This is a genomic window from Streptococcus sp. bf_0095, assembly GCF_004166885.1.
GTDB lineage: Bacteria > Bacillota > Bacilli > Lactobacillales > Streptococcaceae > Streptococcus.
Genome location: NZ_RCYU01000002.1, coordinates 240,617 through 266,723 on the forward strand (window position 1 = coordinate 240,617; position 26,107 = coordinate 266,723).

24 protein-coding genes and 5 pseudogenes are annotated in these 26,107 nt (G+C 42.4%); 5 read left to right on the forward strand and 24 right to left on the reverse strand.

The window, feature by feature from the left end:
* Nucleotides 1-105: 105 nt before the first annotated feature.
* A complete protein-coding gene (locus EAI95_RS05820) occupies nucleotides 106-816 on the reverse strand; it encodes a type II CAAX endopeptidase family protein (RefSeq protein ID WP_129822473.1) in 711 nt (236 codons plus the stop codon).
* Between the two features lie 458 nt (nucleotides 817-1,274).
* Here EAI95_RS05820 and EAI95_RS05825 point away from each other — a divergent pair, with 458 nt between their 5' ends.
* On the forward strand, nucleotides 1,275-1,478 hold the full coding sequence (locus tag EAI95_RS05825) for a CsbD family protein (RefSeq protein WP_129822474.1): 204 nt from the start codon (nucleotides 1,275-1,277) through the stop codon (nucleotides 1,476-1,478).
* Nucleotides 1,479-2,038: 560 nt separating this feature from the next.
* On the opposite strand, the pseudogene EAI95_RS10110 reads toward EAI95_RS05825, so the two are convergent.
* The 8 genes and pseudogenes from EAI95_RS10110 to EAI95_RS09970 form a co-directional block, all read right to left on the reverse strand.
* A pseudogene (locus tag EAI95_RS10110) lies at nucleotides 2,039-2,290 on the reverse strand (hypothetical protein); the annotation flags it as partial.
* 42 nt (nucleotides 2,291-2,332) lie between these two features.
* Nucleotides 2,333-2,671 carry a Cd(II)/Zn(II)-sensing metalloregulatory transcriptional regulator CadX gene (gene cadX / locus EAI95_RS05840; protein ID WP_129822475.1) on the reverse strand — a complete coding sequence of 113 codons (339 nt, stop codon included), beginning with the start codon at nucleotides 2,669-2,671 and terminating at the stop codon, nucleotides 2,333-2,335.
* Nucleotides 2,672-2,682: 11 nt separating this feature from the next.
* Nucleotides 2,683-3,297: a CadD family cadmium resistance transporter gene (locus EAI95_RS05845; RefSeq protein ID WP_002902308.1), complete on the reverse strand. Its 615-nt coding sequence runs from the start codon at nucleotides 3,295-3,297 to the stop codon at nucleotides 2,683-2,685.
* A gap of 299 nt (nucleotides 3,298-3,596) precedes the next feature.
* A complete protein-coding gene (locus tag EAI95_RS05850) occupies nucleotides 3,597-5,660 on the reverse strand; it encodes a heavy metal translocating P-type ATPase (protein ID WP_002893754.1) in 2,064 nt (687 codons plus the stop codon).
* Between the two features lies 1 nt (nucleotide 5,661).
* Nucleotides 5,662-5,940: a DUF6110 family protein gene (locus tag EAI95_RS05855; protein WP_002893755.1), complete on the reverse strand. Its 279-nt coding sequence runs from the start codon at nucleotides 5,938-5,940 to the stop codon at nucleotides 5,662-5,664.
* A gap of 180 nt (nucleotides 5,941-6,120) precedes the next feature.
* Nucleotides 6,121-6,723, reverse strand: coding sequence for a transposase (locus EAI95_RS05860; protein ID WP_255260894.1), 603 nt, complete (start codon nucleotides 6,721-6,723; stop codon nucleotides 6,121-6,123).
* 136 nt (nucleotides 6,724-6,859) lie between these two features.
* Nucleotides 6,860-7,193, reverse strand: a pseudogene (locus EAI95_RS10045) (diacylglycerol kinase family lipid kinase); the annotation flags it as partial.
* A gap of 18 nt (nucleotides 7,194-7,211) precedes the next feature.
* Nucleotides 7,212-7,337, reverse strand: a pseudogene (locus tag EAI95_RS09970) (IS982 family transposase); the annotation flags it as partial.
* 353 nt (nucleotides 7,338-7,690) lie between these two features.
* Here EAI95_RS09970 and EAI95_RS05870 point away from each other — a divergent pair.
* Both EAI95_RS05870 and EAI95_RS05875 read left to right on the forward strand, forming a co-directional pair.
* A complete protein-coding gene (locus EAI95_RS05870) occupies nucleotides 7,691-8,299 on the forward strand; it encodes a DUF1269 domain-containing protein (protein WP_037611045.1) in 609 nt (202 codons plus the stop codon).
* Between the two features lie 244 nt (nucleotides 8,300-8,543).
* The gene (locus EAI95_RS05875) at nucleotides 8,544-8,765 is read left to right on the forward strand and encodes a tyrosine-type recombinase/integrase (protein ID WP_037611047.1); all 222 of its coding nucleotides are present in this window, start codon (nucleotides 8,544-8,546) and stop codon (nucleotides 8,763-8,765) included.
* 109 nt (nucleotides 8,766-8,874) lie between these two features.
* Here EAI95_RS05875 and rpsI read toward each other — a convergent pair whose 3' ends face one another.
* The 5 genes from rpsI to rlmB all read right to left on the reverse strand — a co-directional run bounded on the left by rpsI (nucleotide 8,875) and on the right by rlmB (nucleotide 12,019).
* Nucleotides 8,875-9,267 (reverse strand): 30S ribosomal protein S9, encoded by a 393-nt coding sequence (gene rpsI / locus EAI95_RS05885; protein WP_000075969.1) that lies wholly within the window; start codon nucleotides 9,265-9,267, stop codon nucleotides 8,875-8,877.
* Between the two features lie 18 nt (nucleotides 9,268-9,285).
* A complete protein-coding gene (gene rplM / locus EAI95_RS05890; protein ID WP_002876943.1) occupies nucleotides 9,286-9,732 on the reverse strand; it encodes a 50S ribosomal protein L13 in 447 nt (148 codons plus the stop codon).
* A 153-nt stretch (nucleotides 9,733-9,885) separates the two neighbouring features.
* Nucleotides 9,886-10,749 (reverse strand): DegV family protein, encoded by an 864-nt coding sequence (locus EAI95_RS05895; protein WP_129822477.1) that lies wholly within the window; start codon nucleotides 10,747-10,749, stop codon nucleotides 9,886-9,888.
* Nucleotides 10,746-11,261 (reverse strand): NYN domain-containing protein, encoded by a 516-nt coding sequence (locus EAI95_RS05900; protein ID WP_129822478.1) that lies wholly within the window; start codon nucleotides 11,259-11,261, stop codon nucleotides 10,746-10,748. Before EAI95_RS05900 ends, EAI95_RS05895 begins: the two co-directional genes overlap by 4 nt.
* 29 nt (nucleotides 11,262-11,290) lie before the next feature.
* Entirely contained in the window at nucleotides 11,291-12,019 is a 729-nt protein-coding gene (gene rlmB / locus EAI95_RS05905) for a 23S rRNA (guanosine(2251)-2'-O)-methyltransferase RlmB (protein WP_048688495.1), read from the reverse strand.
* 104 nt (nucleotides 12,020-12,123) lie between these two features.
* Between rlmB and EAI95_RS05910 the strand changes: the two genes are divergently transcribed.
* Both EAI95_RS05910 and EAI95_RS05915 read left to right on the forward strand, forming a co-directional pair.
* Entirely contained in the window at nucleotides 12,124-13,089 is a 966-nt protein-coding gene (locus EAI95_RS05910; RefSeq protein WP_129822479.1) for an aromatic acid exporter family protein, read from the forward strand.
* A gap of 157 nt (nucleotides 13,090-13,246) precedes the next feature.
* A complete protein-coding gene (locus EAI95_RS05915) occupies nucleotides 13,247-16,486 on the forward strand; it encodes an LPXTG-anchored zinc carboxypeptidase (protein WP_129822480.1) in 3,240 nt (1,079 codons plus the stop codon).
* A gap of 315 nt (nucleotides 16,487-16,801) precedes the next feature.
* On the opposite strand, the gene EAI95_RS05920 is transcribed toward EAI95_RS05915, so the two are convergent.
* From EAI95_RS05920 to pnp, 10 genes and pseudogenes are all read right to left on the reverse strand, one after another.
* A complete protein-coding gene (locus tag EAI95_RS05920) occupies nucleotides 16,802-18,469 on the reverse strand; it encodes an alpha-glucosidase (protein WP_129822481.1) in 1,668 nt (555 codons plus the stop codon).
* A gap of 66 nt (nucleotides 18,470-18,535) precedes the next feature.
* Nucleotides 18,536-19,666 (reverse strand): sn-glycerol-3-phosphate ABC transporter ATP-binding protein UgpC, encoded by a 1,131-nt coding sequence (ugpC, locus tag EAI95_RS05925; RefSeq protein ID WP_118228587.1) that lies wholly within the window; start codon nucleotides 19,664-19,666, stop codon nucleotides 18,536-18,538.
* Between the two features lie 124 nt (nucleotides 19,667-19,790).
* Nucleotides 19,791-20,651, reverse strand: a complete 861-nt coding sequence (locus tag EAI95_RS05930) for a helix-turn-helix domain-containing protein (protein ID WP_129822482.1) — start codon at nucleotides 20,649-20,651, stop codon at nucleotides 19,791-19,793.
* Complete coding sequence (locus EAI95_RS05935; RefSeq protein WP_129822483.1) at nucleotides 20,651-21,046, reverse strand: Mini-ribonuclease 3; 396 nt, start codon at nucleotides 21,044-21,046, stop codon at nucleotides 20,651-20,653. The genes EAI95_RS05930 and EAI95_RS05935 overlap by 1 nt, the downstream gene beginning before the upstream one ends.
* Nucleotides 21,039-22,382 (reverse strand): cysteine--tRNA ligase, encoded by a 1,344-nt coding sequence (cysS, locus tag EAI95_RS05940; RefSeq protein WP_129822484.1) that lies wholly within the window; start codon nucleotides 22,380-22,382, stop codon nucleotides 21,039-21,041. The genes EAI95_RS05935 and cysS overlap by 8 nt, the downstream gene beginning before the upstream one ends.
* A 17-nt stretch (nucleotides 22,383-22,399) precedes the next feature.
* Nucleotides 22,400-22,921, reverse strand: coding sequence for a dihydrofolate reductase family protein (locus EAI95_RS05945; protein WP_129822485.1), 522 nt, complete (start codon nucleotides 22,919-22,921; stop codon nucleotides 22,400-22,402).
* Between the two features lie 8 nt (nucleotides 22,922-22,929).
* Nucleotides 22,930-23,094: pseudogene (locus EAI95_RS05950) on the reverse strand (phosphorylase); the annotation flags it as partial.
* Nucleotides 23,072-23,167 (reverse strand): annotated as a pseudogene (locus EAI95_RS10115) (bacteriocin); the annotation flags it as partial. The pseudogenes EAI95_RS10115 and EAI95_RS05950, both read right to left, overlap by 23 nt.
* A gap of 30 nt (nucleotides 23,168-23,197) precedes the next feature.
* Nucleotides 23,198-23,815: a serine O-acetyltransferase gene (gene cysE / locus EAI95_RS05960; protein ID WP_129822486.1), complete on the reverse strand. Its 618-nt coding sequence runs from the start codon at nucleotides 23,813-23,815 to the stop codon at nucleotides 23,198-23,200.
* A gap of 24 nt (nucleotides 23,816-23,839) precedes the next feature.
* Entirely contained in the window at nucleotides 23,840-26,056 is a 2,217-nt protein-coding gene (pnp, locus tag EAI95_RS05965; protein WP_342770028.1) for a polyribonucleotide nucleotidyltransferase, read from the reverse strand.
* Nucleotides 26,057-26,107 lie beyond the last annotated feature (51 nt).

The following is a 26,107-nucleotide window of genomic DNA, read 5'->3' on the forward strand; positions in this document are numbered from 1 at the left end:
TACCACCCCTAAACGAAAATAAGATCACTTTTAAAAAGTGATCCTAGTTTCATTAAACAACTCCAACCTCTAACTCCCATTTCACGCCCAGCTACAGAAACAAGGTTATTTAACAAGAAAATGCCAGTAGATATAATTGAAGATGAAAATCCAGATTGGTTTCCAAAAAGTGAGAAAGTTGCTAAAGGCATGTAAGAAAATCGGCAACCGGATATCTTTATATTTCTTATAGACAGCTGCGAAGAAGAGCCCCGAACAGAAATATAAAGTAAAAGTCACAGGATCCCGATATTGATGGATCAGATGAAAGGCCGCAAAGAGTAAGCCCGAAAGCAAAACATCTAAATGAAACTTACTTTCTTTAAAGAAGACATTCATCAGATAGCCTCTAAAAATAAATTCTTCGATCATAGGAGATGTAATAGTGGCTAGGACAAAAAACAGAGTACCCGAAATACCAGGGCCATTTAGATAAATGGAGGATGGCAATTTGGTTTGATGAACGACAGGAACAAGCAAATCTTGAAAAGTTTGTAGCACCCATCTTTCAACAAAGAACCACAAGAGCACCAGAGCAAAATACCCCAGATAGTGCCACTTCCATTTCTGTATATTGGAACGAATGACTATCTTCTGTCTTTTGAACCACAATAAAATGCCAATGAGAAGCAAAGAGTAGAGAATCAAATAGATGAAATAAAGAAAACTTACATCACCATTGAAAACTCCAGTTAGGTAGATACCAAGGCCATCAATCCCAAAAACAAATAGATATAACAGGAACAGTAAAGCGACTCCATGTTTGGCATATTTCATATCAACTTATCTCCAATATCATTCTTCCATTCAATTATGTACAAGCATAACACATGGAAAAACTTGTAGGCAAGGCAGCCCTCAATTGTCCCTTTTTGAACAGAAAGTGTCATCTTCTTTTGTTTTTTACTCCTCTTTGCTAAGAAAAAACAGCCGTTTAGATTTTCTAGCCTGACGATTCTACACTATATTATTCCTTAATCATCTGGACGATTTTGTTTTGAAATAGCTGAAAACCTTTGTTTCTTCAATTAAAGAACAAGGCAAGGACCTATTCATCCCTCTTTTTCACGATATCATAAGGACTCACTCCAACTTTCAGAATACCGTAGCGAATATTTGACTTTCCATTTCAGAGGGTATATACTTATATTAATCTGAACTAAATAGTTTTAATTTTTTAAATGAACTGTCTTGAACTCAGATTAAAAAACTATTTACTTAACGGAGGTGGCGCTATGTCATTAGAAGATAAATTAAACCAAGTTAAAGGTTCTGTTAAGGAAGGTCTCGGTAAAATAACCGGCGACACAAAAACAGAAGCTGAAGGCGTTGCTGAAAAAGTTGCTTCAAAAGCAAAAGAAGTTGCTGAAGACGCAAAAGAAGCTGTTGAAGGAGCTATCAACGGTGTGAAAAACATCCTTCACAAAGACGAAAACTAATCGTTAACGTGCTAAAACCACCCTATTTTCTGCAGTCCTATTTGACTGAGGGAGATGGGGTGGTTTTTGTTTATCTTTGATTTAGTTTGGGCATAAGAAAAAGAACACCCCGAAAGGTGCTCTTTGTATGTATTGTAATTCTTTTGAATGAACGTTTAGAGTGCAGTGGTTGCCATCCAATCAAACATCGCTACGCTTGTTTTCTTGGGGCAACTGTGCATAGCATATCTCTACGCGACTAAAGTCGCTAGAGCTATCCTAATTGCGCACCGCCAGTTCTGATACAAAAAACACCTTGCAAGATGCAAAGTGTTTTCGTTTGTATTCTGTATTCCAGTAACGAATTAACGTTTAGAGAACTGGCTAGCTTTACGAGCTTTCTTAAGACCTGGTTTGGAAAGTATGGGTTTCAGTTGGACTAAAAACAGCGTATTATCAAGGCTTTTCAGAACGATATCTACTGATTAATTTCATAAAATATGAATCAATAGATTATAAATAGGGGAATAGTTTAGGTCTGTAAGCATTAAAATAATACACCTAACTTTGATCACCATTTTTTAGTTATTCACTCTTTTTTCAGATAGTGTTTTTAAAGTTATGATATAAAATGCCGCAATTAAAACACTATACATCATAATCGGAGGATAGACAATTAAGGATAGAATCAATCCCACTCCTTTAATTATTAGGTCAGGTATCAATAACTTTCTATATTGTGCGGTAGCTTCAAGTAATTCTTTCTGATCTATATTGGGTTTATCAATTACTTTATGTAAAAACCAGTTTGCTACCGTTGAAACAACAACGATTATAATCTCCCTATAATCATGGAAAAGTAGTAAAAATAGTTGTTATCCTAGTTGATTAAAAAAATCTCTGATTTCCTCATCCTTTATAAAATAATATATAAATTTCCCCTCTCTTCTAGTGTCCAAGATGTTTTGATTGGCTAGTTTACGAAGATGGTGGGAGGCAGATGCCATACTGAGATTTAATAAACAGGCTATATCGCAGACACAGAGTTCTTCGACGGCAAGGAGATAAAAGATGATATTTATCTGTTTATTATCGGTAAATTTTGATAAAATGCGAAGTGATTTTTGGACTTTTTCCTTTTCAAGGTAGTTCGTTGCGGTTGTAACATTTTGTTGATTTATAACATCCACTTGACAGATACTATCTTTTTTCATAATTTTTTCTCCTAGCCTAACACAGCCCATAGCATGTCAAAGCTGTTGTTTTCAATCAGGATATACATCCCCAATCCTAAATAGACAACGGCAATAAACCATCTGCTATATTTTTCCAAAGTTTCTCCAACAGAAGGGACTTGTGCTAATTTTTGGGCTGAAAAAACCAAGAGATAAATCATGACTAGAAAAGTAAGTAAAGTCACTATCATATTCGCTAAATTTAAGGTGGTAAAATATGGGACAAAGACACCAATATTGTCAGCGCCACAACTTGCAAAAGTAATCATAGCGACTAGAAAAATCAGGTTTTTATTGTCTTTTCGCAAACCATCTTTTGCAATAGCTTCTCCATCAGAATCTCCTAAAAGCAAAACTTTGAGGCCTAGGAAAATTGGAATCAAACCGAGTAAACCTAAAATCTCTTTACTAGGAATATAATTTAAGACAAATGCAAAAAGCAAACTTAGGAATATTAGACTAACAGAGCCTAGAAATTGCCCTAAATAGATATTAATGATGTCCTTTCTACTTTTTCTTTTGGCAAAAAATAACATTAGGATAATAAGTAAGTCTACGGCTGTCCCAGAATACAGGATTATTGAAGTAACAATATTTTGAATCATAAAACACCTCATTCAAATATATTTTTGAATGTATTCTAACATTAACCTTTGTAGATGTCAACTTAAAATCCACCAATTAATAATTGCATGTCAATATTTGTATTGTGAAACTAGTTTCAGAAATATATAGTCTTAAAGTATGTCCACTGCCAATGGTTTTTTCAATATTTAAAAGGAGAGAACCAATTTGGTCCTCTCCAGGGTATAATTTTCCACCAACCCACTACAGTTGACAAAGAACCGTTATTCTCAAATGAGACAACTCCTTTTAGTTTTTATAACCTCAGCTTCTCGGTCTCTTACCTACTTTTAATAGAAAGACTACGAAGGACGATTCTTAAAGTAGTCAGATTGTGCAATATCGAAAGATTAGATGGGCTTAACCAATTTAACAACCCAAATCCAATTAAACTTCCATTTATTACAACTGTTTCTTGAATATTTCTTTGAATTAATTTCTGCAACGATTCAGATAAAGAATTCAATTCCTCGAAGAAATCTAAACGATTATCTAATAATAAAATATCACTCATCTGCTTAGAAATATCAGCACTTTCATTCATCACAACCCCAATATCTGCAAGCGTCAAGGCAGCAGAGTCGTTTAACCCGTCTCCAACCATCAAAATAGTTCGGCCAGCTTTCTGTAATTCCTGAACCAACTGAAACTTACCATCTGGTTTTAAATCAGTATAAACGTTGTCAAATGGCAGATCTTTAACCAACTCTTCTGTTCTAGCCAACGTATCACCAGTTGCCAGAATCAGTTTTTTCCCTTGGCGCTTTAGCTTTTTCAATGCAACTTTCGCCTCGCTTCTCAAGGGAGTGTGGATACAAAACATCCCAATTAATTCTTTCTTATAAGCCAAAAACAATAAATTGTAATGAGTCTTATATTGCTCAATCAAGGCCAGCTGCTCAGAACTAATTCTTACCTGTTCGTCTTGCATTAGTACATAATTTCCAATGACAACCGATTGACCATCAATTTGCGATTTAATCCCTTTGCTTGCAACATACTGAAGCTTGCCATGCATTTCTTCGTGTTCAATGCCTTCAATTTCAGCTTGTTTAACAATTGCATTGGCAATAGGATGATAGATATGTTCCTCCAAACATGCACTTATTCTTAAAATATCTTTCTCAGTATAATCTCCGAAAGGAAGAACCTTTTCAACCAAAGGATAACTCGTCGTGATGGTACCCGTTTTATCAAACAAGAAAGTATCCACTTCCAGATATTTTTCTAATACATCACCATCTTTAATAACCATTTCTCGATTTAGACCTTCCTTTATGGCCGTAAGGTAGGCTACAGGTGTGGATATTTTTAGAGCACATGAAAAATCCACCAATAAAAAGGAAATGGCTTTTGAAAACGAACCTGTTAACAGATAAGTCAAACCAGCACCTAAGAAGTTATATTTTACAACCTTGTCTGCCATCCTAATAAAATGACGTTGTTTTGTCTTCTTACTCTCTTCAGATTTTTTCATCAGATTGATGAGTTGCAAAATACGACTGTTTATCTGATTATCAGTCACACGAATTCTTAACTCTCCTGTTTCCAAAACAGTATTCGCACATACAGAATCTCCCTCTTTCTTTTCAACAGGGAAGCTCTCTCCAGTCAAGGAACTCTCATTGACCATGCCTAATCCTGAAACCACTTGGCCGTCAAACAAGATTTCATTACCTTGGGAGACAACTAATACATCACCTACTTGAACATCAGAACTCTTGATGCTGATGACCATGTCTCCCCGCACTAAGAAAACATCACTTTCTTTAGCAAGAAGGCTTTGTTCCAAATCTGTTGCTGTTTTTTTTAAAGACCACTGATCCAGATGATTACCCAAATCAAGCATAAACATGATGTTGCTAGCTGTCTTGGATTGGTTCATAAACAAGGACAACAAAATGGCCGAACAGTCCAAGACCTCCATGGTTAGTTCCTTGCGCGCTAAAGTTTGATAGGCTTCTTTGACATAACCCAAAGCCTGATAACAAGTCCAAATATAACGAATAGGGTAGGGTACAAAACTTCGAAACAGCAAACGCTTAATCGCTGCACCCGATACAATTGAATAAGCACTCTCTTCTCTACGAATGGGAAGAGTCATCAAGTCCGAAACTTTCCCCTTGTCAATTTTTTTTAAAAAGGCCTCTGCATTTTCTAATACAGAGAAGCCTTCTTTCATACGTAGAGTAAAGTGCTGCTGATCCATATAAAACTGAATAGAGTCGATCCCTTTTTCATCTTTAGCCAAGGAACGAAGATAATCTTGAATATCCAAGGTCAGTGAAAACGAGGACGATAATCGGATATGTTGATATCCTCTGTGTAGCACTTTAAAAGACATATTATTCACCTGTCAGGCTATCTAATTGTTCTTCTTTCTTTTCCTGTTCGTATAAATATTTAGCGTCTTGTAAAACATCATCACCGTGTTGTTTTACAACAGAAACAGATGCATCCAGTCCATCTTTCAATTTGTAAGCTTTAGCCAAGGCCTTAGAATAGCCTTTCTTAGCTTCTTTACTTGCTAAGACTTTCAAGCCAAGCGTCCCAAATGCTACCCCTCCTAAGAAGAGAGATGATTTTTTCGCAACTTTTGCGACGTTTAATACTTCTTTTAACATGTTTATTTCCTCCTTGTAACTATTGTAGCGAAAAATGACAGCAAAAGCAATTGCTGATATCTGATATATAGATAAAATTCTCTATACTGATATTTAATTATATTATGATGAAAACAATATACTTTATTTTTTGATACTGTAAATAATTATGTGTAAACACTTAAGTAGAGTTACGGAGTGTTAATTAAATAAGCTTTCAAGTGTATCAGAACATTGACCAAACCCTTTATGGATTCGTTGACTTTGCTTGAAATTATAATCTTCAAACAACGTAACTAAGTAACGTTCCAGAGCCTCCTCATTAGGAAAAAGAACCTTCTTTTTCGTTTGATGTTTGATTTCTTTGTTAAGAGACTCAATGAGGTTTGTCGAATACATGCTGTGCCAAATCTGGTAGGGAAACTGATAAAAAGTTAAAAGATTATCCGTCTTCTCCAGACTTTCCATGACTTTCCTATACTTTGGTTTCCATTCGGCGAGAAAGTCCTCTAAAGCTTGTCCTGCCATTTCTAAATTTTCAGCACGATAAATCATTATAAATTGCCCCAGAATAACCGCTCTATCTGCTCGTTTCACTTTACTAGCTAGATTTCGACTAATATGAATTAAGCAACATTGTTGTTTAGCTAATGGGTGAGCCTGACTGATAATCTGCTCAAGCCCCTTAAAGCCATCTGTAACTACAAGAGAAATCTGTTGGATTCCTTGGTTTTGAAGCTTGTCTAACAGGGTGGACCAAGAAGCATTGTTTTCTTGAGGCAACTGTGCATAGCATATCTCTATGCGACTAAAGTCGCTAGAGCTATCCTAATTGCGCACCGCCAGTTCTCATAGAAAAAAACACCTTGCAAGATGCAAAGTGTTTTCGTTTGTATTCTGCTGTCCAGCAACGAATTAACGTTTAGAGAACTGGCTAGCTTTACGAGCCTTTTTCAAGCCTGTTTTCTAGTATTTTTATATCTACTGGCAAATTATCCGACTTATCCCCATCAACATCTGACTCTAACTCAACCTCTGAAGAAATCCTAATATTGCGTACTTTGATATATTCGATATTATTGTTACCTACTAGATCCCCTTTTTAATAAATCTGGGATAGCCGATAATTTAGAAATGATGGATGAATCCTTTAAAATCAAGATATTTCCATATTCATCTGTATTTTCATCAAATAGTTATTTGTCTGCATAGTAATTGGATAGAAGAACTAAGACCTGAGTAGCTTCACCTTCATAATTGCCATTTTCGCTTTCAAAAGGTAATAATTGCTTGTTCATAGCTTGGCGAATCAGTTGCACCAGCCAAATTAATTGTCTTGACCGACGAATAAAGCGACTTCTTTCAAGGAATCGACCATAAGGAAACAGTTGGCAGATTCTATAAAAGTGTCGTTGTGATTCGGCACGCTCATCAGACTCGCTACACAGAGCTGGTACATAATATCTGCTATAATTTTCTGGAAGATTTGGTCAAGCGGTCTTTTAGCCGTGTGACAGGCATACAGGAAAAACACTATTTATTTACTTTTTGCACGGGAGGCTTTAAGAATCTGATGGACATCTTTCTTGATAGTCACTCAGAGTCTCCAGAGTGTCTGGGCTGGGATATGGCAAAGATATACCGCTGCTGAAACTGTTCTTTGACGCTGATAAACGCGACATAGCAATTAAAATGTCGCACTAAAATGATTGAAAAGTGATTGAAACTGTGTTATAATGCACATGTAATTTTTAGAAAAGAGGTACTAACTATGGAAAACCTAGTAGTTTCAGTCTTTAACACTGAAAGCGAAGCTTATCAGTCCTTTGCGGATTTGAAGGCTTTCCGCCAAACTCAGACGACCAAGGTTGCTCAAATCGCCTTGGTCAAAAATGAAAACGGTCACATCGTTGAAAAAGAACGCTATGACTTTGAAGATTCAACGACGGATGCAACCCTAGAAGGTGGCTTGCTCGGTGCAGTTATCGGGCTTTTGGGTGGTCCTATCGGCGTCTTGTTTGGTTATGGTATTGGCAGCCTCTATGGTTTGGCTGCTGGTGATACCGTTGATACGGCAGAAGCTGGCTTGATTGACGTTGTGTCTCAAAAATTGATCGACGGCGAAACAGCCGTTGTCGCCTTGGTGCAAGAAAACAACGAAGCAGTCATCGATGCTTACTTCACCAAGTACGACACCCAAATCGTGCGTTGGGATGTAGCAACCGTCGTAGCCGAAATCGAAGCAGCTCTGCAAGTCCAAGAAGACCTCTACAACCAAGCGCGTGCGCAAATGAAGGCTGAACGTAAAGCAGAGCGCAAGGCCAAAATTGAAGAGTTCAAGGCAAACATCAAATCAAAATTTGATAAATTGAAAGCCTAACGTCTAAGCGTCTCATAAATTTAAATGTGACTGAGACGCCATTTAAAATTTATGTGCGTCGGATTCTCACAGTTAAATAATTGCGTTGACAAAGCCGTTACAGCCGTTCTTCCATTCTTTGAAAAGAATGTTTAATAGACAAGAAATCTGGACTAGTATTGGTCTGGATTTTTTTGTGAATATAGAGGTCATAGCTTTTTGACTATGCTTCGTTATAATTAGAAAAATTTTAAGTTTTATCAAGATGAAATCAGTCAGACGAAGACATCCCGAATTAGCACCAGCATCACCACACAAACTAAGACATACTGGTGCTACTCTTGCTAAACAAGCAGGTGTTTCTCTTGAAGCCATCTCAGAAGCTCTTACTCATAGTGATAAAGAGATTACAAAAACTTACGTTAATATCAAAGATAAAGTCAATCGGACTGTAGGTGATATTGCTTTTCGTAGTTTAAAAAATTGATGGGGTGAATATGGGGTGAATTTTGGGGTGAACTTTAGTTTTTTGAACAAAAAAAGACATCCAAGAAATAATTCTTGAATGTCTGTAAACGTTGATATAATCGTGTTGATTAACGTTTTGAGAATTGTGATGCTTTACGAGCTTTCTTAAGACCTGGTTTCTTACGCTCAACTTTACGTGAGTCACGTGTAAGAAGTCCTGCGCGTTTCAATGAATCGCGGAAGTCTGGGTCTACTTGAAGAAGGGCACGAGCGATACCGTGACGGATAGCTCCTGCTTGACCAGCGTATCCACCACCTACAACGTTAACGAAAACGTCGTATGAACCTACAGTTGAAGTAACTGCGAATGGTTGGTTGATTACAAGACGAAGGTCAGCGTGTGGGATATACTCTTCAACATCTTTTTTGTTAACAGTGATTTTACCAGTTCCTGGAACAAGGCGAACGCGTGCAACAGCGTTTTTACGACGTCCAGTACCTGCATATTGTGCTTGTGACATACTTTATTGTTCCTTTCCTTAGATAAGTCCTGAAATATCAAGAACTTCTGGTTGTTGTGCAGCGTGAGTGTGCTCAGCTCCAACGAATACTTTCAATTTCATACCTTGAGCGCGGCCAAGAGTATTGTGTGGAAGCATACCTTTAACTGATTTCTCAATCAAACGAACTGCATTTTTAGAACGAAGTTCACCAGCAGAGATTGATTTCAATCCACCTGGGTGGTTTGAGTGAGTGTAGTAGATCTTATCAGTTGCTTTTTTACCAGTCAATTTAACTTTTTCAGCATTGATAACGATTACGAAGTCACCTGTATCAGTGTGTGGTGTGAATGTTGGTTTGTTTTTTCCGCGAAGCACGCTAGCAACAACTGCTGAAAGGCGTCCAAGAGGTACATCAGTTGCGTCAACAACGTACCATTTGCGTTCTACTTGGCCTGGTTTAGCCATGAATGTAGTTTTGTTCATGATTTCTCCTATTATGAATATCGTTTTTGTTTACATGGCGGATGTTCCGGTCCGCGAGTTATTTGAAAGGTTCCGGGGCCTTACAAATGGGGTAAACAATACCGCCTACTATTGTATCAAATTTTTCAAATAAAAGTCAACCGATTTGAAAAATTATTTGCGATTTTCTTTTCCTATAACAAAGCCGATGAGAGAATTAGGACCGACGTGGGCTGCAATGACTGGACCTAAAGGCATAATCAAAACTTGAGAAATGGCTGGATTCTCCAACAATTGAGCCTTGAGCTCTTCTGCTCCATCAAGATCATCTGTATAGGAAACCAAAGCTGTACTATGGCCGATATCTTCCTGGATGAGTGAAAGCATTTCCCGCATGGCTTTTTTACGTCCCCGAACTTTGGCTATAGGGGCTAATTTGCCTTCTACATCAATCCAAAGAAGGGGTTTGATGTTGACCAAACTTCCCACGATAGCTGAACTCTTAGAGAGACGTCCTCCGCGCATCAGATGGTAGAGATCATCCACTAAGAAATAGGTCCGCAACTTAGGAGCCACTTCCATTAGTTCTTCCTTAACTTGATCCAAACTCTTTCCTGCATCACGCGCCTCAACTGCTAGCATAGACAAGTAGCCCTCTCCAATCCCTGCAGCTTTTGGATCGATGATTTCGATCACAGCTTCTGGGTAGTCTTCAAGGACCAAGTCTCTTGCCATGATCGCACTCTGGTAGGTCCCTGACAAGACTGAAGAAAAGGAGATATAGAGGAGATCTTCCTTGCCTTGAGCGTAGCCTTTGAAAATCTCTTGGAACTGTCCAACATTGACCTGACTGGTCGTTGGTTTAGCACCCTTTTGCATCTCTGCTAATAATTGGGGGCTGGTGAGTTGGTCTGGACCTACTGTCTCATAATGGGTTCCATCGATTTGGATTGACAAACCGACGATCTCTACATCATGCTCCTTTGCCCATGTTTCATCTAAATCTGCAGTTGAATCTGTTAAAATTTTAAAGGTCATTTACTTGCTCCCATCTCTTTTTGTAGTTGACGTAGGCCCTCTTGGTCAAAAGGCCGTATCGGTGGTTTTTGATCGTTAACGACTCCTCGCGCTTGGTTCAAGTCGGCTTTGACAACGGCAACTCTCTTCTCTAACTCCCGCGCTGAAACACGAAGTGCTCCTTGAGCAAAGACCGTCCATTGCTCATTCAAGTCACTCGTCGCGACTGATACTTGGTGGAGGGGGGTATTGAGCTCTGCTGCCAAGCGTTCGATGTAGTCATCGGCGGTCTCCTCCTCCGCTGTGAAGACCACTTGGACCTGAAATTCTTCATAGGTCTGGCGAATCCCTGGCATGTATTGGGCATCAAAGACACAAATCACGCGAATGCCTTCAAAGCTAGCATAGTGACTTAGCTTCTCTAGGAGGATCGTTCGTGCAGCATCCAGCTCACTCTTCTTAAAGAGCTGGCGGGTCTCCTGCCAGAAGGCAATCATGTTGTAGCCATCCACTAGCAAAATCTTTTCCTTCATGGATTGCCCCCTTCCTCTGATTTTTTCTATTATAATTTATTGCGAAAGACCTCATACATTAGGATCGCTGCTGCGACACTGGCATTCAGACTTTGGACATGCCCCTGCATAGGAATAGTAATCATTTCATCCACTTGCTTTTTTATATTGGCTGAAATGCCCTTGCCTTCGTTGCCAATAATGAGGGCTAGCTTCCCACTGGTATTCCATTTGTGAGAAGGCGTTCCATTCATATCGGTTCCAAAGATCCAAAAACCTGCTTCTTTGAGCTTGTCCAAGGTTTGGCTAAGGTTGGTCACTCGAGCAATAGGGACATGCTCCACTGCCCCAGTTGAGGTCTTGGCGACAACAGGGGTCACTCCAACAGCACGGTGTTTGGGAATGATGACTCCAGCCACTTGGGTCGCATCGGCTGTTCGCAGAATGGATCCCAAGTTATGCGGATCAGTCAAGCCATCCAAAATCAAGAGCAAGGGATTGTCTTGATTAGCTACCTGGGTCAAGATCTCAGTCAAGTCCGTATAGGCAAATTCTGAAACCCGTAAGACAAAACCTTGGTGGACAGCTCCTTCTGTCATTTCTTGCAAGGTCTTCTTAGGGGTCCAAGAAATGGAGACCTTTTTTTCCGCTGCTAGATCTTTGATTTTTTCTACATTTTTTCCACGCAAATCATCCTGGATATACAATTTATTTCCTGTATTTGCGACTAGTGCTTCTGTAACGGCATGAACGCCATAAACAATATCGTTTTTTTCCATGAAACTAGTATAACACAATTGCCATATCTGGTGAAACATTTGAAGTAGGCCACTTTGCTTGTGGTATAATGAAACTAGTTTAGAAAAAGGAAAGAATCAGCATTATGCCACTTATTCACCGAACCATCAAGATGGTTCTCGCCACCTGTTTGGCCATCTTGCTTGCAGAGTTTCTTGGCTTGAGCTATGCCACCTCTGCGGGGATCATTGCCATCCTCAGCATTAGCGATACCCGTCGAAGTACCGCCAAACTAGCCTATAACCGCTTTATGTCCATGCTTCTTGCTCTCCTCCTTGGAAGCTTAGCCTTTCAACTCTTTGGTTTTAACCTATGGGCTCTTGGTTTTTATCTGGCCACCTATGTTCCCCTTGCTTTCCTACAAGGCTGGGAAATTGGTATCACGCCCAGCTCTGTCCTGGTTACCCATCTCCTGCTAGAAAAATCCACTTCCCTTTCTTTATTGGGAAATGAAGTGGCTATTTTCCTAATCGGAACCAGCTTTGCCCTCCTAGCCAATCTCTATATGCCTTCTCGACAGGAAGAAATTGATCGCTATCATGAAATTGTCGAGGAGCAACTCAAGAAGATTCTCTATCGCTTTGCAGAGTTTCTAGGAAAAGGAGACGGGAGCAACGATGCTAGCTTGATTCGTGAGCTAGATACCATCTTAAAAGAAGCTCTCGATCTAGTCTATTTAGACCATTCCAACCACCTCTTCCATCAGACCAACTACCATATCCATTATTTTGAGATGCGCAAGCGCCAAAATAATATCCTGTGGGACATGGCCAACAACGTTAACAACTGCCAATTAGCCGCGAGCGAGAGTCTTATTTTGGCCCAACTCTTTGCTAAAACAGCCAGCCAGCTCAGTCAGGAAAATCCAGCTCAATTCCTACTTGACGAAATCAACCGCTATCTAGCAGTCTTTCGTGAGCGACCTCTTCCTCGATCACGTCAAGAATTTGAAACCCGAGCGACCCTTCTGCAGCTCCTCCGGGATCTTGAAACCTTCATCTCCATTAAGGTGGAATTCTATCAAACCTACCAGAAGGAACTTCAAGCATAAACCCTTCTTTAGAGACTGGGAAGATTTTCCCAGCTCTTTTTCTTTGCCATCAATCTGTAACGAATTTCAAGAGAAAAACTTCCATATATATTGAAAGCGCTGTCATAAAGTGTTATGATAGAGGTGCATACATGCAAAGAACAAAGGAGGTCTCTTTATGCATTCTTCTTATAAGAAGCGTTTGTACACAAACGCACTCAGTCTCTCTACCGCTGTCCTTTTAGCCTTCCTCGCACAAGGCCAAGTTGCTGCGGACACTGTTGAGACAGCTAGTCCTGCCGCACCTGTCGAAAACGTCCTCAAGCCACAGGGAACAAACGCTAGCCCGGCAACAAGCACAGAGGCTAACAGTCCGGCTCCTGCAACAGAAGCGACTGCAAGTCCTGCAGAGACTGCTCCAACTAATCCTTCTAGCCCAGTTGAAGCCTCTCCTACCGCTTCAGACACTACTAGCCCTAGTGCTAAGCCAGAAAACACAGGAACAGAGCGAGCAGCAAACGCAGAGCCAGCTATCAGCCTTAGTGACAGTCCTGTTTACATGTCTGAAAAAGGAACGCTGACGGATACCGTTAAGGATCAAGCTCAGGCTGCTGGCAAGATTAGCTGGACTTTGGACGACAAACCACTGGAAGAGTGGAAAACTTGGGACATGGAGACAGGAACTCTGTCCAAAGATCCCTTCATCACAGTTGAAGAGAACAAAAACGGAAACGATTTGGATCTGACCTTTACGGTCAAGGAACTCTTTGGCGAAGATTTAAGCCTTCGGAGCCCTAATAATATCCGTCGGACCTATCGGAACTATATTGGCGAGCATACTTTAGTCGGAACTAGTTCAGATCTTGGGCTGACTATTCGCAAGAATCTAACCTTCCGTCCATATAAAGATTTCCATACCCACGAGGAAATGCTAGCTTCCATTGAGCAGACAAAGGCAGAAGCCAAAACGGACCGTCTAGTTCAGCTTGAAACTCTTGGTAAGAGCGCCCAGGGACGGGATATGAAGATGGGAATTATAAGTAAGGACCAAGCAAGTATTGACCACTACCTCTCATCTACCAATCCAAAAGCCCTCACCAAACCAAGCGAGATGTTGGCAGCTCTGAAGGACAAGACCTTGGATTACAAACTACCTGTCCTGGTTCATAATACGCATGCGGATGAACAACCTGGGATTGACATCATCACCGGTCTCTTCCGTACCTTCGCTACAGAAAATCAAGTCACTTTTAAAACGACAGACGAAGCTGGTAACGTCAAGAATGTGACTCTGGACATCCCAACTCTTTTAAACAAATTTATCTTCTTGTTTGACTTCACGGAAAACCCTGACGGGGACGCTCTCAACCTGCGTGCCTTGGCCAACGGACTAGATCCAAACCGGGATGCTAGTTACCAAACCAACCCAGAAGTGCGCACCGTCATCCAAATGATCAACAAATGGAATCCGATCGCTCTCTATGATATCCATGGATTTGTCAAAGAATTCTTGATCGAGCCTGCAACACCTCCACATGATCCGAACTTTGAATACGACCTCATGTCCAATCTCATGCTGGAAAATGCCCGTCATATGGGGCGCGCAGGGGTTGCCAATTTCAAATACGACAGCTACATCATTCCAAAACTGGATTGGGGAGATGGCTGGGATGATTCCTTCTCTGGTTATACAGGTGTCTATGCCGTTTACCACGGCATCTTGGGCCATACCATCGAAATTCCAGAATCCAACCAAGAATCCTATTATGCTGGTCGTAATGCTGTCCTCGGAGGAATTGACTTCCTCAGCCAAGATCCCGACAAGCTTCTTGAGATGCGCCTCAACTTCTACCTACGTGGTCTCAACAAGATTGAAGATCCAAAAGCAGAGAACGAACTAGTTGGACCAACTGGTGAAGTTGTCGGTCGTGTGAAGAATGGTCGTCCGAAATTCTTCCCTGACTACTATGTTATCCCAATGGGCCTCGACAAGGACAATGACGCCCAAGAAGCCTTCAATATGATTGACTACTTCAAACGCAATGGTGTCCTCGTCAAAGAACTCAAAGAAGATACAGGTACCTACAAAAAAGGAGACCTGGTCATTGACATGGCTCAAGCTAAACGGGGCTATGCCAACCATATCCTCTATAAAGGGTCTAACGAATCCGCCTGGGCAGCCATGTATGCGGAACTTCTCGTTAACTTCCCTGATATGAAAGGCTTCAAGGCAGAACCTGTGTTCAAAGACGGTCTCTTTGCTGGAAAACTTGGAGAAGTCACCACCACTCGCGCGACTAGAACCTCTGAGATCGATCCTAAAGCGCCTTACTACGTCATTGCCAATACCTCAGCCAGTGCCGTTCAAGCAGTAAACAAGGCGATTTCCCAAGGTAAATCTGTCTACCTAACAGATGATGGCTACATCGTTGACCGCGATACTTTTGCATCGCTCCTACCAAACTATGCCATCTACGGCGAAGCCCTCTACAAGGTTCCAAACGGTCCAACCTTGAAACCATTGAAGATCTATTCTCCAAACTATCACTACGATTGGACCGGCGTAGATGCGCCTGCTCATACTAGTTTGGTCCTTGAAAAATTAGGTTTCCAAATCGTCGATACTCCTGACGAAGCAGATGTCATTGTGCTTGAAAATAATCGCTTTGATGCCTCCATCTTCGGCAAGAAACCAACTCTCGTCATCGGCGGGGAAGCCATGCAGAAACTGGAAAAATTGGGAGTTCTTTCAGGTTTTGACGCTGAAAAACTTAAAGGTGGCAGTGACTACGAGGGCTTGATGAAAGCCATCATCGATGACCAAGACCCACTGACCAGTGGCTACAAGAAGAACGCTCTCTTCTACTCCAACTCAGGAAACTGGATTGAAAAGGTTCCAAGCAACTTTAAGACTTTGATGAGTATCGCTTCAAGTGACTACTACATTGCAGGCTGGTGGCCAAAAAATGAAGTCCTAGCCAATAAGGTCATGGCCATCTCTGGAGAACTTCTTGGCCAACCACTCTTTGTCTATGCCGGAAATCCAACCAATCGCCAACACCCAGTCCACTTCTTCCGCTGGGTAACCAACGCGATCTTCGGCAGCAAGTTGGCAAGCTTGATGGATTACGTACCAGCCAAAGAACCAGATCGGGTGGTAGTCCCAATCTACAATCAAGCAGAGCAGAAAAAAGTAGAGCAGTCTCAGACTACTTTACCAGCTTCTCCTAAAGTTGAAAAAGAATCTGGTGTCGTTCATCCACTTAGCTACCAAGTAGGACAAAGCTTCCAAGAAAGTCCAGCTAAGGCACAATTGCCACAAACTGGAGAAGACACAACCGCACACTTCATTCTTTCAGGCTTCTTGTTAGCCGTTAGCGGAGGCTTCCTCCTCTTGAAAAAGAAAGAAGTTGAGTAAGATTTTAGACTAGCTATGAATCTCAAGTTCATCTTTTCATAGAAAATCAATTTTTCATATAAATAATCTAAGAAATTAGACAAAAGTTATAAAACTCGCTCTAGTATTTAGCAGTATTCAGTCTTATACTGAAACTTTCCGCCGTGAGAAAAGTGCTTGAAACATAACAGTTTCAAGCACTCGGGAGTTTTGAAACCTTAGGTTCAAAACTAAGTCATGGAACTTCTTCGAAGTTCGCTGACGTCCGTACTCACCTAAGGAAAGTTTCGAAAGATATATCTTCAAAAGAACCTTCGCAGACGCGAAGGTTCTTTTCTATTCCACCAATTCCAACACAACCGTTTGGTAAGGAGTCAATTCTAGCACTTGGTCTCCTTCTTGGAACAACCCAGCTGTATTATTTAAAACGACTGTTTTAATCGGAGCTGGCAACTCCAAGGTGGCCTGGCGATTTTGGAAATTGCTGACAACCAAGAGACGCTTGTCCCCACGGCGTTCAAAGGCGATGATGTTTTCACGGTCCCGATACGCTGGGATCATATCTCCGAATCGGATGGTATTTCCATAAAGGGGATGGCGATACAAGGCCGTCAACTGGCGATAGTAATTCAAAATAGAATCTGGATCTTTTTCCTGGTCTTCCACATTGATGGCAACATCTGGTTTGGGACTGATCAACCAGGCTGACCCATCGCTAAAGCCCAGACCTGGCTCTCTTGACCATTGCATGGGTGTTCGCGCATTGTCCCGGCTGTAGTTGGCAATCACTGCTAAGGCTTCTTCCTCACTCAAACCAGCTTCTTTAGCGACATGATAGCCATTGATGGTCGCGATATCATCAAAGTCCTCTACTGATTCAAAGACTTGGTTTTCCATTCCAATTTCTTGGCCTTGATAGATAAACGGAATTCCCTTGCGCAAAACCTGAATAGTTCCCAGGGCTTTTTTACTGGTGTCGTTTACTGGACCTTCAGCAATATAATGGGACACCCCACGAGGCTCATCGTGGTTTTCAATGATCGTCGAGAGAACCCCAATGCTATCCGCGCGCTCATGCGCTTGGAAAATACTTTCCTTGAGTTCATCTGCTGTTGGAAGACTATGGTCAAACCAGCCCTTTCCTTCCTGCCCTAAGCAGGTTTGTTTGAAATCAAAGATGGAAGAGAAGACGCCATCTTTTCCAATGAAGAAATGCAACTCTTCGTCGGTTTCATTTAACACTTCCCCTACTGTGAAGGCATTGTACTTGGCGAAGGTTCGCTCATTTAACTCATGCAAGAAAGGTTCAATCGATTGGGCATTCACTAGAGACTCCGGTACTGGGACCAAGCCATTTTCGCGATCAGACGGAAGCGAACGCCATTCTAGATCTTTTTTGATATTGATAATAGCATCGATCCTAAAGCCCGCAATTCCCTTGTCCAACCACCAGTTGATCATCTTGTAAATTTCTTCGCGCAAGACAGGATTTTGCCAATTAAGGTCTGGCTGATCCTTGTGAAAAGAATGGAGATAGTATTTGTTGGTGCCAGGAACTGGTTCCCAGACACTGCCTCCAAAGTAACTTTCCCAGTTGTTGGGTTCCTTGTCACTTTCGATGAAATAAAAGTAATCTGCATAAGGGCCATCTGGATCTGATAGAGCTTTTTGGAACCACTCGTGATGACTGGAGCAGTGGTTAACCACCAAGTCCATAATGATAGAAATGCCCCGCTTCTTACCTTCAGCAATTAGCTCCTCCATATCTTCCATAGTTCCAAAAATAGGATCAATGGCATAGTAGTCTGAAATATCATAGCCCTGGTCAATAAACGGACTCTTGTAAATAGGCGATAACCAGAGAATGTCAATTCCTAAGTTTTGAAGGTAATCGAGTTTCTTCGTGATTCCTTTCAAATCCCCAACGCCATCACCATTGCTATCTTTAAAGCTTTTTGGGTAGATCTGATAAGCGACCTTCCCCTTCCACCAGTCTTTTTCCATGTTTTGTCTCCTTAAAATGAAAGAGACTGAGACATATCGTCTTAGTCTCTACAGTGTCAGTAGGTATTAGTATACTGTTTTTTCAGTTTCTTTGTCGAAGAAGTGAGCTTTGTTCAAGTCAAATCCAAGTTCGATGGTTTCACCAGTTCCAAGGTAGTCACGTGCATCTACTTTAGCGATGAATTCGTTGTCACCAACTTGGCAGTACAAGTGAGATTCTGAACCAAGCAACTCAGATACAGAGATGGTTGCTTTCACGACTGATTCTGGGAATGTTTCAAGGAAAGCAGCTTCTGTATTCACGTCTTCTGGACGGATACCAAAGATCAATTCTTTACCATCATAGCCTTTTTCTTTCAAGACTTTCAAAGCACCTTCTGGAACTTTCAAGTTCAATCCATTGGCAACGATGTGTCCACCTTCCAATTTCACGTTAATGAAGTTCATGGCAGGGCTTCCGATGAATCCAGCTACGAATTTATTCACAGGGTTCTTATACACTTCTTGCGGAGTACCGATTTGTTCTACACGTCCGATAGTACCTGTACCAGCTGGGTTTTTAGTAGCAGACATAATAACGATACGGTCAGCAAGTGTCATCGCTTCTGTTTGGTCGTGGGTTACGTAGATTGTTGTAGCTCCGATACGACGGTGGATTTTCGCAATTTCAGCACGCATGGATACACGAAGTTTAGCATCCAAGTTTGACAAAGGTTCGTCCATCAAGAACACTTTTGCATCACGGACAATGGCACGACCCATGGCCACACGTTGACGTTGACCACCAGAAAGGTCAGCTGGTTTACGATCCAAGAATTCTTTCAAGCCAAGGATTTCAGCTGCTTCTTGTACACGTTTGTCGATATCTTCCTTGCTATATTTACGCAATTTCAAACCAAATGCCATGTTATCGTACACAGTCATGTGTGGGTAAAGAGCGTAGTTTTGGAATACCATGGCGATGTCACGGTCTTTAGGTGCCACGTTGTTTACAACGACACCATCGATCGAACATTCACCTTCTGTGATATCTTCAAGACCAGCGATCATACGAAGAGTTGTTGATTTACCACATCCTGAAGGACCTACGAAAACGATAAACTCTTTGTCTTTGATGTCCAAGTTGAAGTCTTCAACTGAGTAGTGTTCGCTGTTTGGATATTTTTTGTAAATATTTTTAAGATTTAATTCTACCATGATGGTACTCCTTTGATTTTTATAGTTCTATTGTAAATGAAAACGTTTTACAAATCTATGGCAAGTCTCACAAAAAAGAAAAAGAGTTTTGTGCAACTTGCACAAAACTCTGGATTGATTCCGTTTAAATCACATCTTGTAAGACCAAATGATAGCACAGGGCTAGATCTGTCAGATTTTTCAACTGAAGACCCGTCAACTCCTCCCACTTGTCAATCTTGTATTGGAGCGAATTGCGGTGGAGATAGAGTTGTTGGGCGGCCTTGGTTACGACTGCCCCATTGTCCCAAAGAGCAACAATGATGTCTTGCAATTGATCTTGACTTTCAATCAACTGATGCAAGCTTGCTTTGATCGGGGTGAGATCCAGATCTGCCTGCTCGATTCCCCACAGATAGAGTTGAGAAAAGCGATAGACACCTTGATGGCCCTCTCGAATCCAAGCTCGAAAGACCGCCTGTTCTGCTCGGATGACAGCAGACACTTTCCCGTCTTTAGACTCGGTCCATACTTGCCCGACCAAGATAGATAAACGAATATTGAAGTCATACTCCATGGCAGAGACAGTATCTTTTAAGATATCGGCCACAGGTAAAGACTGGTCTTGGTCCAGAATGAGCACATAGTCCTGCCCACTCAGTTGCAAGGTTGCTCGGAAATTGGGTAAGAGTGTCTGCATCATCTCTAGCCAAGAAGCCGTTCCTTCCGCTGTCGAGTGCGAGAGGTGGCAATAGACAAGTTGCATTTTTTTGATGACTTGAGGGGCTTCTCCCTTACCATCAATCAAGTATTGGTACCAAGGATTGGGGTCAAAATCTTCCTCACTGCCCAACCAAGCAATCAATTGCTTTTCTCTCTCGGTCAGCTCTTCTTCCTTCAGTAGCAACCATTGCTGGGCCTGCAGAGGAATGGCTACATAACCAGCTGGTGGATTGGGGTGATCCGTCACCTCTGCCTGAGGGAACCACTCTCTGATATTTTTCACTATTTTGTTCCTTCTTCCACTTTTTGGATACACCAAGCTACTAATTCCTCTAAGCGACTGATTTCATCTGTCAGATGCAGGTAACCCATGACCGCTTCAAAACCTGTCGACATGCGATAGGTCACGACATCCGCATTTTTGGCCTTGGTATGGCTATTGGTATTGCGACCGCGCTTATAGATCTCGACTTCTTTCTCTGTCAAAAGCTCTTCTTCTAACATCATCGCAATCAGATTAGCCTGGGCTTTGGCAGAGACGTAGCGGGTAGCTGCCTGATGAAGTTTATTGGGCTTGGTCATCCCTTGAAAAATTAGGTGCTTGCGAATATACATAGAATAAACCGCATCTCCCTCAAAGGCCAGGGCAATCCCATTGATTAGATTGACATCAATCACGTGTCCACCTTACACCTTCTTTTGTATCCAAGAGCTTGATTCCTTGTGCAGCCAATTCATCGCGAATCGCATCTGCTTTCGCAAAGTTTTTCTTAGCCCGCGCTTCCTGACGTTCAGCGATCAAGGCTTCAATATCTGCATCCAAGACTTCTTCGACAAAGACCAGTCCAAAGACTTCCAACATCTTGGTCAAGGCATCTTTGACGTCTTGATTATAGTGACCTGAATTGATCCATTTGGCCAATTCAAAGACGACAGTGATACCGTTCGCTGCATTGATATCTTCATCCATCGCCACAATAAACTTGTCCACAAAGCCTTGCAAGTCTGCTGGATCCACTTCTCCTGTGAACGGTTGCTCATAGGTATTTTTCAAATACTTGAGGTTGGTCTCCGCATCGCGCACCGCTTTTTCTGTGAAGTTAATGGGCTTGCGGTAGTGCTGGGTCGCAAAGAAGAAGCGAAGGACTTGGCCATCGATGGTCTTCAATGCATCATGCACAGTGATAAAGTTGCCTAAGGACTTGGACATCTTGACATTGTCGATATTGACAAAGCCATTATGCATCCAGTAGTTGGCAAAGGTCTTGCCCGTTTTAGCTTCAGACTGAGCAATTTCGTTGGTATGATGTGGAAACTCAAGGTCGGCTCCACCACCGTGGATATCAATAGTATCCCCTAAAATCCCCGTTGACATGACCGAACACTCGATGTGCCAACCCGGACGACCAGGTCCCCAAGGGCTATCCCAAGAAATCTCTCCTGGTTTGGCAGCCTTCCAAAGGGCAAAGTCGACTGGATTTTCCTTGCGAGCAGTTTCCTCATCTGTCCGACCTGAAGCGCCTAGCTCCAAGTCTTCCAAGGTTTTATTGGCTAATTTTGCATAGTTGTGGGATTTTTCCACACGGAAATAAACATCGCCTTGGCTCTCGTAGGCATAGCCTTTTTCGATCAAGTCAGCGACAAAACGAATGATGTCATCCATAAACTCGACCACACGAGGGTGGCGGGTTGCAGGTTTCACACCGAGAGCCGTTACATCCTTACGAAAGGCCGCAATGTACTTGTCTGCCACTTCCTGAGGACTAATGCCTTCTTCTTTGGCGCGGTTGATAATCTTATCATCCACATCTGTAAAGTTGGAAATGTAGTTAACCTCGTAGCCACGATACTCAAAATAGCGACGAATTGTGTCAAAGGCTACCGTTGAACGGGCATTCCCCACGTGGATATAGTTGTAAACAGTTGGTCCACAGACATACATGCGAACCTTTCCTTCTTCGATTGGGACAAATTCTCGCAAATCACGAGACATGGTGTCATAAATTTTAATCATGCGGTCCACTCCCTTCTCTATTTCTGACTTTTTCGGCTGAAAACCAGCTCTGCAAAAGGGCCAAATTGTCTGAGGCTATCCAGTTGGTAAAAGCGCTGCCCTTCCTCTTGGGTAAAGAGGGGAACCCCCCTTCCTAGGATAAGGGGCGCTATCTGAATAATGAGGTGGTCGAAAAGATCCGCATCCAAGAGCGGTCCTACCAAGGAATTACCACCAATCACGAAGACATTTTTGCCTTTGTCAATCTGGCGAACAAAGTCCACCACATCCCCAGCTACTGGCTGGTAATTGCTGACAGGCAGGTGCCTATCATGCGTAAAGACATAGTTTTCCGTAGCTTGATAAAAACTTTCTACATCTTGCAAATCTTGGATTTCCTCAAAGGTCCGCTTACCCATGATGGTGATATCCATTTGCCTGTAAAAGTCATCATAGCCTGTATCCTCTATAGAAGCAAGCTGATGCAGCCAGTCTATCCTGTGCTGGCTGTCTGCCAAGTAGCCATCCATGGTGATACAGCCGTAAAAATAAACTGCCATTCTTGTAGTTACCTTTCTAGTTCCTTTGCTATTGTCAAAGCGATAGTGAAAAAAGTCATGGCATCAGCTGTCCGCTCTTCATGGCGGGCACCCCAGGTTCGGTTATGATGATCTACATAGTCAGCTGTGTAGAAGAACTGATAGACTTTACTCTTGCGAAATTGACTCCAAGCCTTCTTTCAGTTCAAGGACTACCTGGTTCAAAATAGCATCTGGTAAATCTGACAGGTCGGTTCCTCCTGTCAGATTTCACTTCGATAACTTTTCCAACCTTTTCTAAAGACTTGAAGAATGGTGACTAGCTTCCTTGGCGTGCTCCATCTTATTCACGTAGTATTCGCGTTTTTCTTCTTCTTGGTGAATGATTGGCTCATCCTTTTTGCCGTGAACCCGAACAATCTTGGCAGGGACTCCGACAACGGTCACATCACTCGGTACATCGGAGACCACAACCGCTCCTGCTCCTACTTTGGCCTTGGCTCCAATCTCAATTGGGCCGATGACCTGGGCATGAGCGGAGACCAAGGCTCCTTCACGGACCGTTGGATGGCGTTTGCCGATATCCTTCCCAGTTCCTCCAAGGGTCACCCCGTGGTAGAGCATGGCTCCTTTTTCAACAATAGCCGTTTCCCCGATGACAAGGCCTGCTCCATGGTCGATAAAGACACCTGAAGCAATGGTCGCACCTGGATGGATCTCAATCTGGGTCCAAAAACGCCAGAACTGACTATGCATCCGCGCCAAGAGCTTAAAACCATGATTCCACAAAAAGTGAGAAACACGGTGAGCAGCTAGAGCTTTTACCCCAGGATAGGTCAAGAGGACTTCCAGCGAGGTACGTGCTGCTGGGTCATTTTCTTTTACAATATCAATGGTTTCACGCCACCATCCCATACCGTGCTCCTTTCTTTTGATTGCTTATTCTTTCGTTTCTTGGCTTGCATCTTTAGCAAAGTCTTTTTTTGGTTTGTGGTGACGAGGACGATCACCATGACGATGAGCCTTATCCCCTTTTTCTTCTGCATGTTCTGGTTTTGGTGGACGAGGAAGAAGAGCCTTCATCGAAGCATCGACACGGCCTTTTTCATCGATCTTAATTACCTTGACATCCACTTCATCACCGATTTCTACCAAGTCTTCTACACGGTTGGTACGTGTCCAAGCCATTTCAGAGATATGAACGAGGGCATCTGTCTTATCAAAGAGGTTTACAAAGGCACCAAATTTCTCAATCCGAACCACTTTGGCATGGTAAACTTCATCCACTTTCGCTTCACGAACCAAGCCAGCAATGATTTCTTTGGCACGGTTAATCGCAGCTTGATCACTCGAGTAGATAGACACGTTACCTTCTTCGTCGATATCAATCTTAACGCCTGTTTCAGCGATGATCTTGTCGATGGTTTCTCCACCTTTACCGATGACAATCTTGATCTTGTCCACATCAATCTTGATGGTATCAATTTTCGGAGCAGTTGGAGCCAATTCTGGACGAACTTCTGGAATCGTTTCTTCAATCACATCAAGAATTTCAAAACGAGCTTTCTTGGCTTGAGCAAGAGCCTCCGTCAAGATTTCTGCAGTAATCCCTTGGATCTTGATATCCATTTGAAGGGCTGTAATCCCGTCACGCGTACCTGCAACCTTAAAGTCCATATCTCCAAAGTGGTCTTCCAAACCTTGGATATCTGTCAATACGGTATAGTTACTTCCATCAGAAATCAGTCCCATGGCAATCCCTGCTACTGGCGCCTTGATTGGCACACCACCAGCCATAAGGGCAAGCGTTCCCGCACAGATAGAGGCTTGAGAAGAAGAACCGTTTGATTCCAAGACTTCTGCTACCAGACGGATCGCGTATGGGAATTCTTCCAAGCTTGGCAAGACTTGCTCAAGAGCACGCTCACCAAGAGCACCGTGACCAATCTCACGACGACCAGGCGCACCGTAACGACCCGTTTCACCAACAGAGTATTGTGGGAAGTTATAGTGGTGCATAAAGCGTTTCTTGTACTCTGGATCCAAACCATCGATGATTTGCGTTTCACCCATTGGCGCCAACGTCAAGGTAGAAAGGGCCTGCGTTTGTCCACGAGTAAAGAGACCTGAACCGTGCACACGGGGAACGAAGTCAACAACCGCTTCCAAAGGACGGATTTCATCGACCTTACGACCGTCAGGACGAACCTTGTCTTCTGTAATCAAACGGCGCACTTCTGCGTGTTCCATTTGTTCCAAGATTTCAGCCACATCCCGCATGATACGGTCAAATTCTTCGTGGTCTGCATATTTTTCTTCGTAAACGGCTGTGACTTGGTCTTTGACTGCTTGAGTTGCAGCTTCACGAGCCAATTTTTCTTCTACTTGGACCGCTTTTTGAAGGTCACTGTTGTAGGCTGCGATGATTTCAGCTTGCAATTCCTCATCTACATGAAGCAATTCAACTTCTGCTTTTTCTTTGCCGACTGCCGCAACGATTTCTTCTTGGAAGGCAATCAATTCTTTAACGGCTTCATGCCCTTTCAAAAGAGCTTCCAACATGATTTCTTCTGACAATTCTTTGGCACCAGACTCTACCATGTTGATAGCGTGCTTGGTACCAGCTACTGTCAATTCAAGAAGCGAGCGCTCTGCTTGTTCTTGGGTTGGGTTGATGATGATTTCCCCATCGACATAACCTACTTGTACTCCAGCGATTGGGCCGTCAAATGGAATATCTGAGATAGACAAGGCCAAGGATGAACCAAACATGGCTGCCATTGGTGCAGAGGCATTTTCATCGTAAGAAAGGACAGTATTGATGACTTGCACTTCGTTACGGAAACCTTCCGCAAACATCGGACGGATCGGACGGTCAATCAAACGCGCTGTCAAAGTCGCATCTGTTGAAGGACGTCCTTCCCGCTTCATAAAGCCACCAGGGAACTTCCCAGCTGCATACATTTTTTCTTCGTAATTGACTTGGAGTGGGAAGAAATCCCCAGTTGCCATCTTCTTAGACATGACAGCTGCCGTCAAGACAGTTGACTCACCGTAACGTACGACAACAGAACCATTTGCTTGCTTGGCAACCTGGCCAGTCTCTACGATCAACTCACGACCCGCAAAAGTCGTTTGAAACACTTGTTTTGTCATTTTAATCCCCTTTGGATTGATAAAATTATACGACTTGCCTACAAAAATCAG

Coding starts and splice junctions, on each gene's coding strand:
- EAI95_RS05820 (WP_129822473.1), bottom strand. CDS start 816: ATGAAATATGCCAAACATGGAGTCGCTTTACTGTTCCTGTTATATCTA.
- EAI95_RS05825 (WP_129822474.1), top strand. CDS start 1,275: ATGTCATTAGAAGATAAATTAAACCAAGTTAAAGGTTCTGTTAAGGAA.
- cadX (WP_129822475.1), bottom strand. CDS start 2,671: ATGAAAAAAGATAGTATCTGTCAAGTGGATGTTATAAATCAACAAAAT.
- EAI95_RS05845 (WP_002902308.1), bottom strand. CDS start 3,297: ATGATTCAAAATATTGTTACTTCAATAATCCTGTATTCTGGGACAGCC.
- EAI95_RS05850 (WP_002893754.1), bottom strand. CDS start 5,660: ATGTCTTTTAAAGTGCTACACAGAGGATATCAACATATCCGATTATCG.
- EAI95_RS05855 (WP_002893755.1), bottom strand. CDS start 5,940: ATGTTAAAAGAAGTATTAAACGTCGCAAAAGTTGCGAAAAAATCATCT.
- EAI95_RS05870 (WP_037611045.1), top strand. CDS start 7,691: ATGGAAAACCTAGTAGTTTCAGTCTTTAACACTGAAAGCGAAGCTTAT.
- EAI95_RS05875 (WP_037611047.1), top strand. CDS start 8,544: ATGAAATCAGTCAGACGAAGACATCCCGAATTAGCACCAGCATCACCA.
- rpsI (WP_000075969.1), bottom strand. CDS start 9,267: ATGTCACAAGCACAATATGCAGGTACTGGACGTCGTAAAAACGCTGTT.
- rplM (WP_002876943.1), bottom strand. CDS start 9,732: ATGAACAAAACTACATTCATGGCTAAACCAGGCCAAGTAGAACGCAAA.
- EAI95_RS05895 (WP_129822477.1), bottom strand. CDS start 10,749: ATGACCTTTAAAATTTTAACAGATTCAACTGCAGATTTAGATGAAACA.
- EAI95_RS05900 (WP_129822478.1), bottom strand. CDS start 11,261: ATGAAGGAAAAGATTTTGCTAGTGGATGGCTACAACATGATTGCCTTC.
- rlmB (WP_048688495.1), bottom strand. CDS start 12,019: ATGGAAAAAAACGATATTGTTTATGGCGTTCATGCCGTTACAGAAGCA.
- EAI95_RS05910 (WP_129822479.1), top strand. CDS start 12,124: ATGCCACTTATTCACCGAACCATCAAGATGGTTCTCGCCACCTGTTTG.
- EAI95_RS05915 (WP_129822480.1), top strand. CDS start 13,247: ATGCATTCTTCTTATAAGAAGCGTTTGTACACAAACGCACTCAGTCTC.
- EAI95_RS05920 (WP_129822481.1), bottom strand. CDS start 18,469: ATGGAAAAAGACTGGTGGAAGGGGAAGGTCGCTTATCAGATCTACCCA.
- ugpC (WP_118228587.1), bottom strand. CDS start 19,666: ATGGTAGAATTAAATCTTAAAAATATTTACAAAAAATATCCAAACAGC.
- cysS (WP_129822484.1), bottom strand. CDS start 22,382: ATGATTAAAATTTATGACACCATGTCTCGTGATTTGCGAGAATTTGTC.
- EAI95_RS05945 (WP_129822485.1), bottom strand. CDS start 22,921: ATGGCAGTTTATTTTTACGGCTGTATCACCATGGATGGCTACTTGGCA.
- cysE (WP_129822486.1), bottom strand. CDS start 23,815: ATGGGATGGTGGCGTGAAACCATTGATATTGTAAAAGAAAATGACCCA.
- pnp (WP_342770028.1), bottom strand. CDS start 26,056: ATGACAAAACAAGTGTTTCAAACGACTTTTGCGGGTCGTGAGTTGATC.